This window comes from Martinezella lusitana (assembly GCF_016901135.1).
Lineage (GTDB): Bacteria > Pseudomonadota > Alphaproteobacteria > Rhizobiales > Rhizobiaceae > Rhizobium > Rhizobium lusitanum_D.
On the sequence record NZ_JAFEVL010000025.1, the window covers coordinates 106,436 to 118,526 of the forward strand.

Annotated in this window: 7 protein-coding genes; 2 read left to right on the top strand and 5 right to left on the bottom strand. The window is 60.6% G+C overall.

What is annotated here, in order from left to right; all coding sequences use genetic code 11:
* Positions 1-89 precede the first annotated feature (89 nt).
* Positions 90-1,805 carry a ParB N-terminal domain-containing protein gene (locus tag JTP94_RS10885; protein WP_204850502.1) on the bottom strand — a complete coding sequence of 572 codons (1,716 nt, stop codon included), beginning with the start codon at positions 1,803-1,805 and terminating at the stop codon, positions 90-92.
* Positions 1,806-2,347: 542 nt separating this feature from the next.
* On the opposite strand from JTP94_RS10885, the gene JTP94_RS10890 reads away from it, so the two are divergent.
* On the top strand, positions 2,348-3,802 hold the full coding sequence (locus JTP94_RS10890) for an ATP-binding protein (protein WP_204850503.1): 1,455 nt from the start codon (positions 2,348-2,350) through the stop codon (positions 3,800-3,802).
* 152 nt (positions 3,803-3,954) lie between these two features.
* On the opposite strand, the gene JTP94_RS10895 is transcribed toward JTP94_RS10890, so the two are convergent.
* The 4 genes from JTP94_RS10895 to JTP94_RS10910 all read right to left on the bottom strand — a co-directional run bounded on the left by JTP94_RS10895 (position 3,955) and on the right by JTP94_RS10910 (position 11,194).
* On the bottom strand, positions 3,955-9,042 hold the full coding sequence (locus JTP94_RS10895; RefSeq protein ID WP_204850504.1) for a helicase-related protein: 5,088 nt from the start codon (positions 9,040-9,042) through the stop codon (positions 3,955-3,957).
* 112 nt (positions 9,043-9,154) lie between these two features.
* A complete protein-coding gene (locus tag JTP94_RS10900; protein ID WP_204850505.1) occupies positions 9,155-9,772 on the bottom strand; it encodes a DUF1419 domain-containing protein in 618 nt (205 codons plus the stop codon).
* Positions 9,773-9,902: 130 nt separating this feature from the next.
* Positions 9,903-10,838 carry a DUF3991 and toprim domain-containing protein gene (locus JTP94_RS10905; RefSeq protein ID WP_204850516.1) on the bottom strand — a complete coding sequence of 312 codons (936 nt, stop codon included), beginning with the start codon at positions 10,836-10,838 and terminating at the stop codon, positions 9,903-9,905.
* A gap of 173 nt (positions 10,839-11,011) precedes the next feature.
* A complete protein-coding gene (locus JTP94_RS10910) occupies positions 11,012-11,194 on the bottom strand; it encodes a hypothetical protein (protein WP_204850506.1) in 183 nt (60 codons plus the stop codon).
* Between the two features lie 689 nt (positions 11,195-11,883).
* On the opposite strand from JTP94_RS10910, the gene JTP94_RS10915 reads away from it, so the two are divergent.
* Positions 11,884-12,091 (top strand): AbiEi antitoxin N-terminal domain-containing protein (locus tag JTP94_RS10915; RefSeq protein WP_204850507.1); only part of this gene is annotated, 208 nt, incomplete at its 3' end.

Consider the following 12,091-nt stretch of genomic DNA (forward strand, 5'->3'; position numbering starts at 1 on the left):
CTGCCATGACAAACTCCTTCTGATTGCTCGAAACAAAGACGCCGCCGGCATGAGCCAGCGGCGTCGGTTCAGTTTCCTGTCGTTTGGCGTTATTCGGCGGCCTCGCGGAATTCCTCGCCGGTTTCGTCATCAGCGGCGGAATGGTCGCCAAGGTCTCCATCGGAGTGCCCCTCCTCCCGTCGGGCCGGCTGATCGGCGGTATCCTCCAATCCGCTATCGGCGCTGGTGTAGCGTCCTACCCACGACCGCACGTCCTCGGCGGAGGGCGCGAGCAGCGCTGCCGGATGCACCAGTTTGCCCTCGGCAAAATGCTCGACCAGAGCCGCACGGGTATCCTTCACCTTGATCCGGCCGGGCACGCCTGCTGTTTCGGCTGCAGCCTCCAGCGCATTGCGCGACAGGCATGAGAGGAAGTCTTCCGTCGCCATGTTGGGCAGGAATTGATCAGCGCCGATGGCGTCGCCGGCGATGCGGGCGATAAAACCGCTATCGGAGCGATTGCGCCGAAGAGACAGGACTTCGATCAGAACCGACCGCGCAGCCTGCATCAGCGTCTCGCGATCGAATGAGAGCTTACCGTCCTCGCCGATCAAGCGGGCGGCGTGCGGGCCGCATTTGGCGTGACCATAGGGATTGTCCGATGCGCCGCTGGCGACCGTCACGTTCGTGCCGGTGAAGGCCAGAATGAGCAGAGCCATCAGCGTGTCGCCCTCGATCGGCGCACGGCCAAGCGCCTCATGCAAAGCATCGGTGCGCAGATCACCGATCATGTCGAGACCCTTCTGAGTCACATCGGGCCGCACTTTCGGTGCCTCGACCTCCTCGACGAGGGTTTCGACACCATCGGCATCCTTGACCAGTTTCGGCTTCTTCACTTCAGGCATGCGATAGGCAACCGACTGCACCGAGCCGTCGCGCGCGTTGATGTACCAGCCGGTCAGGTCACCCTTGCCCGGCTTGCCGTAGACCTGTTGTGCCTTGGACGGTAGCTTTGCCTGGCCATATTCATTGGCCTCGATGATCGAGCCGCGCTTCGGCAGGTTGTTGGCCAACCACTCCTGTTGCGCCCCGAGAAACGCCTCGACATCCGTGGTGTAGCGGCTGTCCTCGTCAGCGGGTGCAAACAGGTCCTCAACCCAGATGATGCCATAAGCCTGCGCTAGCTCGTCACCGAAGCTTGCATGCTTGGCCAGCATCCGGGTCGTGGTCAGTGCGCGGGCAACCTCCCACCATGACACCTGCGGGTCCTGCTTCTTCGGCTTGTACTTTTTCCAGACTTCGGCCTGCTCGTCCTGACCCGCGGCGGCGATCGTGCGCAGCTGCTGCTCGTTCGGCATATCGCCACGCGCCATCTGGTCGAGCATGGATGGCAGGATGTTGGCAAGCAGCCGCAGCTTGCGGATCTGCCGGCTCGGGAGCGCCAACGCCATGGCGATTGACTCTTCGGTCCATCCCAGAGCCACCAGACGCTCGATAGCTCGCCACTGGTCGACCGGGTTGAGCGGTTCACGGGCGATGTTTTCCGCAAAGGACTGCATGGCGCCCAGATCGTCGGAGGGATCGGCCAGCAAGAGCGGGATTTCCGGAAGGTCCGCGGCGACCGCCTGTGCGGCGCGGCGATGACCGAAGACGATGATGTAGCAGTTGCCGCCCTTTGGATCGAGTTTGACGACGGGCGGCTGTACGACGCCGATGGCCCTGATCGATGCGCACAACAGCGCGTCGGACTGAGGTGAGGATTTAGACTGGCGGGACCGGTCGGGATTGTCCTTCAGGCTGCGCGGATCGGCTGTAATCAACTGCATGGGAATGACCTTTCGGTTTCGGGCGGACGGACTGTCCTTGCCTCCTCATCTTCTTTTCGAAGACACCTTCCGAACCGCAGGACGGGCCGGCGGCTGCAATTGCGCCGGAGCAGACCTGGCTTGCGGGAGAGCGAAGCACACCTGCCTTGCGAGCCAAGCTGGCCCGGTCTGGCGACCGGCGCGATTGAGGGAACCGGCGGCCGTTGGACCGTCCTGCGACTAGTTTTTCGCAATTTTTTAAAGAGCCTTGATATAAACCCCTGTTCATTCCATTTTTTAATCCATTGTTTCTACTTATTTTTCTTCTAGTTTCGCCCCTCTAGTATTTATCTTTCCGACAAAAAGGGGATATAAAATCCGGCTCCTATGAACGGTCGAATTCGACGACCCGCAACCTGCCGCCGGATAAAACCGTGATAAAACACGGGCGAGCAACCGCTCTCTGATGCCACTGTTTTTGCTTCATAATTCGGATCCATCACGACCATAGAAGCTGCAAAGCACGACGAATCTGATATAAGGGGGATAAAAGGAGATCTTGAATGCCGATCCACAATCCTTGTGCCCTGCTTGACCGCTTGTTGCAGGAGCCGAATGAAAGCACATGGCTCGAATTCAAGGTCAACAACAAGGATCCGCGCGAGATCGGCGAATATATCTCCGCGCTTGCAAATGCGGCAATGCTGGCGGGTCGCGACAGGGCCTTCATGGTCTTCGGCGTCAGGGACGGGACAAGGGATCGCGTGGGCACCGATGTGCGCCTGCAGCAGCTCAAGAACGGCAATGAAGATTTCACCAACTGGCTAAGTCGTATGATCGAGCCGCGGATCATGCTGGATGTGCTCGATTTCGAATGTGGCGGATTGGCCTATTCCATCATCGCCGTCGAGCCATCCTATGAGCGACCCGTAAAATTCAGCGGTTCGGAATTCATCCGTATTGGCGAAAACAAGAAGAAGCTTGCCGACTTCCCCGAACACGAAAGGTCCCTGTGGATCGCGACAGGGCACAGGCGTTTCGAAAGCGCGGTTGCGGTTTCGAACGTCACCACCGACGATGTGTTCGCCAAACTCGATCCGGACCCTCTTTTCCAACTGACCGGTGATCCCCGCCCGAAAAACCCCGATGAGATCATTCGCAAGATGATTGAGTACGGCTTCCTGCTCGACAATCTCGAAGGACGCTATGACATCACCAATCTCGGCGCGATACTGCTTGCACGCGATGTCACGATGTTTCCGTCGATCGCCGGCAAAGCTGTCCGCATCGTCAAATATGCAGGGCGAGACAAGTCAAAGTCGGACTTCGAGCAGGAGGCCAAGGAAGGATACGCCGTCGGCTTCACCAGCATAATGAAATTCCTGATGGATCGGCTGCCAAAGGAAGAACGATACATCGGCGGCGTTCGGCGGATGGTGCCACATTTCCCCGAAACCGCGATCCGGGAAGTGATTGCGAATGCCTTGATCCACCAGGATTTCATCGTGGGCGGCGTCGGGCCGGTGGTCGAAATCTATGAGAACCGGATTGAAGTGACGAACCCCGGAAACTCACTGATCAGCACGGATCGGATCCTCGATGAAAGACGATCGCGCAACGAGAAGCTCGCATCGACCATGCGCGCGTTCGGTCTTTGTGAAGAGCGCGGCGGCGGCCTGGACAAGACCCTGATCGAAATCGAGGCTGATCACCTGCCGGCGCCGGACTTTCTCTCCTCGGAAAACTCGATGCGGGTGGTTCTGTTTGCACCGCGAGCGTTTGGCCAGATGTCGAAGGCCGAAAAGATGCGAGCCTGCTTTTTCCACTGCGTGCTTCGCTGGTTGACGCATGACTATATGAGCAACGCCACCCTGCGGGAGCGCTTTTCGCTGGCGCCTGAGGAGTATCAGGCCGTCTCCGCCATTATTGCGGAATCCATCAAGCTCGGTCGGATCGCGCCGGCCGACCCCGATCAGGGAAAGAGAAATGCCCGCTACGTGCCATACTGGGCCGTCTGAAAACGAAAGGGCGCTCGACCCTTTCGGGGAGCGCCCTTTCCGACCCGGACAGCTACGCGCGACGATCGCCATCGCGGGGAGCCATCGAAACGGGGATGACCGGTAGATGTGTATCCCGACCCCGTTTCAAATGAGCGGAGAAGTTCTGCCATTCACGCCGCTTCCTGGCGATCTTCAGGCGGTTCATCGGCGGTCGCCGCTAGATCCCTTTCGATCTCGTCCAGTTGGCTCAGCTTGAGTTCGAGCTCGGCTTCCAAAGAGAAGCGTTCTCCGAGACGCGGCGTATATGAGGCGAGGCGGCGTTTCGCGTCGACTAGCCGAATGCGATGGTTCTCTCGTTCCTGTTCAAAACCGCCGAGCGCATGCTCGAGCCGGGAGATGGCGCCGATCGGCGTCGTGGTCACGGCTAAGTCGATCTCGTAGTCGCCACCTTTGCGCTGAAGCAGCGTGTCGTAGCGGTAGCCATCCTTGCCGAACCGTTCACCCTGATAGGCGAGATCGAAGCCCCCGATCGTGGCGATGATCACCTCTTTTTCCTGCTGCAATTGCACGAGCGTCAGGATCTCCTTCATCAGCGCTCGGCCGGCGAGCTTGCGCTCATCGAACTCCGCGCTTCCGACCTGCATCGAGAATGCGTCCCCCATGGTCGGGACCAGACGGTCGATGTCCTTGCCTACATCCTCGATCCGGCGGCTGGAGAACTCGATATCCCGTTCGGCGTCACGGATCTGCCGCCGGATCGCATGCTGATCGTCAATATGGGCGGCACGCAGGCGATCGAGACGGGCGATCTCGGCCTCGAGCCCCGCCTTCTGCATCAGCCGCTCGTCGCCTGACGCGATCGCCTTGGCCATCGCGAACTGGTTCGCCTGCCCTTCGCCCATATCCTCCAGCCGCCTGACGCTGGTGTCGCCTGACAGGGCGGCTGCGATGAACCGGGCCTTGCGCTCGTTGTTCTGCCACATGGTGGCATCGAGACTACCAAGCGTCGCATAGGCGAAGACATCGACCTCGTCATGCTGGTTGCCCTGGCGGATAATCCGGCCTTCGCGCTGCTCGATCTGTGATGGCAACCAAGGCACATCGAGGTGATGCAGGGCTTTGAGGCGCGCCTGGACATTGACGCCGGTGCCCATGGTCTCGGACGAGCCGATCAGCACGCGGACCTTGCCGGCATTGAAGTCGTTGAACAGCCGCTGCTTGGCGTCCGACTTCTTGTAGTCCTGCATGAAGGCGATTTCGGAAGCCGGCACACCCATTCGGACCAGCTCATCGCGGATCCAGCGATAGGCGGAAAAGCCGCGCGTGGCTTCCACCGAGATCGTGCCGAGATCGGAAAAGATCAGCTGGCCTGCGCCCGGCCGGTCGAACGGTTTGCCATCCTTGCGGCGATATCCGGTACCGCCGGTCTCTTTCCAGATCCGATAGGCGTTGGCGACCAGCGCATTCAACTTGTTGGCCGCCTCATTCTCCATAGCCTGATCGACCAGCCGCAGATCGATCGCGGCGTGGCGGCCGTCGGTGATGACGGAGAGCAGAATGTCGTCACCGGACTTTGCCGGCCCCTCGCGCGTCTCGATCGCCTTGATCCGAGCGTCCAGCCACTTTTGATAGGTCTTGAAGGCCGGCGTTGGCTCCGCGGTGACGATCTGGCGCTTGCCGCCGGATATCTCGGGAACCTTCACATAGGTTCTCAGATCGACCGGCAGCACGACATCGGCAAACGACCGGAACATGGCGATCAGTTCCGGGACGTTGACGAATTGCGAGAACCGCGTGACCGGCTTGTACTTGCCGGATGGCTGTAGTTCGAGTTCGGTCGAGGTGTCGCCGAAGGTCGAGGCCCAGGCGTCGAACTCGTGCAGACCGCGCTCAGACAGGGCCACTGGGCCCATCATGCGCTGAACGGAAAACATCTCGCCGAGCGTGTTGGTGATCGGCGTGCCCGAAGCCAGCACCAGCGCCCTGCCCGGGTTCTTCGTCTCGATGAAGCGGGATTTGACGAACAGGTCCCAGGCACGCTGCGAACCGTTCGGATCGACACCGCGCAGCGTCGACATGTTGGTGGCAAAGGACAGCTTGCGGAACTCCTGCGCCTCATCGACGATGATCTGGTCGATGCCAAGCTCGGAGATGGTGAGCAGATCGTCCTTTCGCGTCGCCAGTGCTTCGAGCCGTTCCTTGTGGCCCTCCTTCATGCGCTCGATGCGCTTGCGTGACAGCCGGTCGTCGCGCTCGACCTTGACGAGCAGGTCTTCATAGAGTTCGAGCTCGTCCTGGATCATCTGCGCTTCGAAAGCAGAGGGCACGGAGATGAAGCGGAAGGCCGAATGGGTAATGATGATCGCGTCCCAGTTGGCAGTCGCCGCCCGAGACAGAAAGCGGTGGCGTTTCTCCTTGACGAAATTGGTCTCGTCGGCAACCAGGATGCGGGCATTGGGATAGAGCGCCAGAAACTCACGCGCTGCCTGGGCCAGGCAATGGCCGGGCACGACGAGCATCGCCTTGTTGATCAGCCCGAGCCTGCGCTGTTCCATGATGGCAGCGGCCATCGTCAGCGTCTTTCCAGCGCCGACGGCATGGGCCAGATAGGTGGCGCCGGCTGAGATGATCCTCCAGATGCCGCGCTTCTGGTGCCCATACAAAGAAAAGGCGCCAGAGGCGCCGGGGAGCTGGAGATGATCGCCATTGAAGGCTCGTGGCGCGATGTTGTTGAAGGTGTCGTTATAGACCCGCGCCAGGCGGTCGGTGCGATCCGGATCCGACCAGATCCAGGACTGGAAGGCGGTCTTGATCTTGGACAGTTTCTCCTTGGCGGCTTCAGTTTCCACGGTATTCAGGACCCGGCGCTCGGTTTCGCCATCGCGGACCGTGTCGAAGATTTGCGGCACGGACGAGTTCAGGGCGTCGGACAGCAGCTGGCCGGCATGGCGGCGATGGGTGCCCCATTCGGTGGTGCCGGCAGCCGACCATTCCAGCTGCCGGGCAATGACCGTCCAGGTCGCCAGTTCCGGCAGATGGTGGATTGAGATTTCCGCGTCCATGCTCTCCTTGACAAAGGCGACGACATCATCGGCCGGGATCCACGGCGCCCCGAGGCGCGCGGTGATGTCCGAGGGCCGGAGATCTGCCGGCTGGACACGCTCCAGCGCCGCGACGTTGCGCTGAAAAGCGGGGTCGAGGTCCGCCGCCGCGCGCGCGGTCAGCAGCTTCGACCGGACTGGACCGGACAGATAGGCATCGGCCATCTGCCAGGAGCCGTTTGATGGATCGCGGAAGATAGCCTCACCCAGTTCATCAACCACACCATCGACATCGTGGTGCAGCAGCTCGGCGATATGATCGGGATCGACATGCCCGCGTTCATTCAAGACGACGGCGAGCGTGTCTGATGCCGAGGTTATGATGGGTGCCGGCGGCGGCGCGATCACCCGTTCGGTAAAGATCGGCCCGGGCTTGGCGGTGTTGGTCTCAAGATCGTAGTCCTCGATCGAAGCGACCAGCCAGCAATCGGGATCGTCAAGAAAAGGCGCGAGGTTCGGTCGACGATGGACCTCCCTGACCTCACCGGTTTCCGGATCATCCGATGTGAAGACGGTGGTGAAGTTGATCGGGCCGAACTCGCGCACGAAGCTCGACCAGGCGATGCGCAGCGACACCTGCGCCTGGGTCCACGGCTGATCGCGCTCTTGGAAAGCTAGCACCAGACGCACCGCATCTCGGATCGGGATGAGCTTGCGGATAATCAGGGCGTGCTTGGCAAAGATGCCATCGGTGCTCTTGTTCTTCCTGACACCTACCGAAACAGCAACGCCGCCCACCACCTGCATCAGCGCCGTACCCTTGCCGATGAAATAGCTGCCCTCGCGCAACTTCGGATCGTCGGGCCGATCGACAGCGGCTTCCGCAACCTCATTTTCAAGTTCCAAATCGATCGGCGTGGCTTCGCCGTCGTAGATATCAGTGGGTAGCTGACTGATCGCCACGCTCAAAACCTCATCGAGGTCGGCACCGATCGGGAGGCAGGTATAGGTCTCGCCGAATGGACCGGACATGATTGCATGGCGTCCCAGCACTGTGTCCGGGTGATCAACGAACCACCTGTTGATACGGACGCTACTGTCCTCGCCTTCGGCCTGAACATCCGCGAGATCGAGCCAGCTGTCGTTGCCAGCCTGCTCGTCGGCATGGCGCTTCCGGAAGAAGAGGATATCGACGACGACATCCGTGCCTGCGTCAGCGCGAAAGCTGCCTTCGGGCAACCGGATGGCATCAATGAGATCGGCCATGCCGGCGATGTGCTCGCGGGCACGGGCGTCGGCCTTGTTCATCGTGCCGGACGAGGTGACAAAGGCGGCAAGCCCGCCGGGCTTCAACCGGTCAATGGACTTGGCGATGAAATAGTCATGCAGCCTAAAACCGAAAGAGCGGAAAGCCGGATCGCTGCGCACTGTGCGATCCGAAAACGGCGGGTTGCCAATCGCCAGGTCGAAATGATCAGGCAACTCTGTCCGCGCGAAATCGCCGTTGATGATCTTGGCCCGTGGTTGCAGCAACCGGACAATGCGGGCGGTGACCGGATCGAGCTCGACGCCGGTGACGTGGCTGGTGCGGGAGAGCGCATCCGGCATTAGTGCCGGAAACATGCCCGTGCCGATCCCCGGCTCCAGGATCCGTCCGCCCTTGAAGCCCATGCGGACCAATCCTGCCCAAATGGCACGAACGATAAACTCCGGCGTGAAGTGGGCATATTGCGTGCAACGTGCCAGAGACGCGTAGTCACCCGGCGCGACGGCGCTCTCGAGATTGCCGCCGAGATCCTCCCAGCCCTTGCGAAACGTCTCGTCGCCGGGACGCCGGAATATGCCGTTGGCCAGATCGGACGCGCCGAAGCCGGTAAAGCGGATCAGCTTGGCCTGCTGGTCAGGCCGGGCCGCCAGACCATGACGCTCGATCTCGTTTGCAAGCAGGATGGCGGCGATATTGTCTCGTGCCCGGTCGCGCCAGGATTTGGCGAGACCGCGTGAACCCTGCAGTCGGAAATCGACCTTCGCGCGCATCTGCGGTTTGGCCTCTGGGATCTTCAAAACAGGGACGGCCGGCGCCGGCGTCGAGGGCAGTGGGTCGTCGTCGAGATCGCTCCCGAAGTCTGCTGCGAAACCCGGCACACCGAGATCGAAACCGGATGCGAGCGTCGTGTTGCCAAACAGGTCAATGGTGAAGGGATCGTCATGGGCCATGAGAGAACTCCTGTGAGAGGGCGCGCCGAGGCACGCTCGCTGCCTCGCGAGAGCTGCCGCGAGCGTGCGTTGAGGGCGGGATGGTGAGGATTGGGAGGTGAAGGCTGCGCCGTCAGGCAGCGATGGTCTCGTCCAAGTGGCGGAACTGCACTGGCAGTTTTGCGGCGATCTCCTCGTCGGTCAGATCGTCAAGCAGTTTCCAGATCTTGCCTTGTGCTGAGGGATAGACGAGCACTATCTGGCGGTTGCGCAGATCCGCGGGCCAGCGGTTGTCGGCATAGCCGCGGAAATCAGGACCGGTCGTGCTCCAGATATGATCGAGTTTTTCCTGGGCGCTCATGGCGCGGACCGGACGGGATTCCCGGGCGATGATCTCGGACCGCATCCGGTCAGGCGACTGGCGGTCGCTCAGATCGCAATAGCCATGAAACCAGCGGGACCGATCATCGATCGTGAGCGCAAAGAACAAGCTGGTGATGCTGGCTGCCAGAAATTCGCTGATAGCGAACATGTCGCCACGCCAGAAAAGCGGGACAAAAATTTCGAACATATGGTCATGGTCGGCTTCGGTGATTTCGAACCATTCACCGACATAGCGCGTACCGTTCATCCGATCATCGTCGAACGGCGACCGGCTGTGGCGGTTGAACAGGGCGTACATTTCGTGGCGGCTAGCGACGCCTTCGAATACTTTGCGATGTGCTGGGCGGATAGCTGGGGAAACAAACATCTGCGGCTCCTTTTGAGGGTTGCGGCTGAAGCGAAGCCTGTTCGACCTCTCCTTCAGTCCTTTGATCACCCCTCCTCAGCCGGCGCCTCGCGGGCGGCGGGTCAAGGGCCGCCGTCCGGCGGGCGAAGCTTCACCCTTGATGTGTTGTCCGCGTATGCGGCAGCTCGCCTCTTTCCCTCATCCGTTTCAATTCCTCATTCCAGTCCTCTGCACACGGCTTCAGCCGCGAGAAATCGCAACCGGCGCCATCCGCCATCTGCCGGATCCTGTCCGCGAACACCTCGCCCTGAACATTATTGTCCGTCGCGGCGACCATTTGCGTCTCGCGTTGTGACGCCAAGATCTCCAGCGCCTGAGCGGTCAGAGGCGACCAGCCGCCGCCGGTGCTGACATAGAGACTGTCAGTCCTCATCCCCTCGATCGCAGCAAGGCTAAGCGCATCGATCGCTGCCTCGGTCACGTAGATCCGGCGGGCACTGGGGCTACCGAGCCGGAAGAGCGCCTTGGTGCCGCCGGTGGAAAACCCGCGCCAGTCCGGGCCGCGCTCTTCCCAGCCGATGACGGCGCCAGCCTCATCGACATGCTTTGCCCACATGGAGCCGTAAGGCCCCTCCCTCAAGAGATCCGCTTCGATCGCCGCGGAGACAACCTGCCATGACAGCGCTCGGGATTGCCGGAGATAAGTCCCGGTGGCAGAAGTACGCCACGGCCGTCTTCTATGTTTCCAGCGGTCAACGACCGATGCGACCGCATGCGCCTGACGTGCAGGTTTCTCCCAAGCCGGCGCGGCTGGATGGAACGCGACCAGATCGCCGACCGCCGCCAAGGCGTCTGAGAAACCGACACCTCGGAGATAGCTTACGAGGGCAAAGACGTCGCCCTTGGCGTCCGAGCGCGCGTCGAACCATCCTTTGTCCTCATGGATCACGATGACGATGTTGTCGTCGCGTCGGAATTTGACAGCCCGGCGCGTGCTCTCTTTCACGTCGACGGTGAAGCCCTCATGTTCCAGGACGGCTGCGCATCCCACGCGGACGCGGAGCTCCTCTATGTCCTTCTTTTCCATATCCTCTCCTTCCGTTTTCCTGACTATTCGGGCTGTCAGCGCCCAGGCCGCGAAGATCGAAGCGCGCAAGGGCGCGGTTCGCAACCTGCAGATCTGCGAGGAAAGCTCGCGGCGAAGCCTCCCTTGCGCGCGCATCAGCGCAAGCGGCACGCCTTCCCGGAGGGGTGATCGGCTCAATGAGCCGATCCATAGGCAAAGGGATCATAAATGTTGATGATGGCGTCCTCGTCGCCGTCATACTCGGCGGAAGGCATGACGCCGATTTCTCCATCCACCTCGAAGAGGGTGACCGGGACCATCAGGGTCCGGGCAAGATTGAATGCGTGGTTTTGTGCGAGGCTGAGATCGTGCGACATGTGAGGCTCCATCTATTGGCGGGGCCGATCCCCGCTCGATGGCGCCCGTCTGTCTGGGCCCAGCCGCGGTCACCTCGAAGGCGAAGGCGCAGAGGTCGCAGGAGCTGCGAACCCCTTGCGGGTTGACCGTCCAAGGACGGGACTGGATTAGGGATGCCAGACAAAAGAGCGGGTTGGTAACGCCAATGGTTGGCGCGGATTTCTGTTCGATCTCAGTCGCACGGGCGTCCGCCCAGATCAGGCAGACTGCCTGGCCTACCCGGATAAAGGAAGGGAACTGCCCGCTCAGGTTTTCCACGACGGGGCCTTGGCGCTACGTTTGCTATTCTGGACAGACGTGGTGATTGAACGCCCCAGGGATGACAGCCCGACGGGTGAAGACTTGCCATCCAAGGCTTCAGCGTAACCAATAGCCGGGTTCGACATGGCGACGCCTGCCTGGTTTTCTCGGCGATATCTAATGAGCGTAACCGCAGATATCGCGTCCGTTATGGGATCGATGGTTGGAAGAGCCTGCCCTTGGTCTTCGGCCAGACACTGTCCGGTGTGGCATCGTGATGGGGATGTCTGCAGTGGGACCAATGAAAGAACTTCAAATCTGTCTGTTTTTGTCTACTCCGGGTTGACAATAGCAGCACAAGATAAAGCTCGACTGGAATTCACTTTGAACTGATGCTATATCGTCCACTATGAGTAGACAATCAATACAAAAACTAAAGAACCTGATCCAGTCAGTGCCGCCGGGCTTTCTTGTCGATTCGGCTTGGACAGCGCGGCATGCGATCTCACGGCAATCTGTATCGGCGTATATCAAACAGGGTTGGCTCGAGCGGATCGCGAAAGGCGTCTACCGCCGCCCATTCTCCGCAAGAGAAACGTCGGAAGCCAGGACGGGCT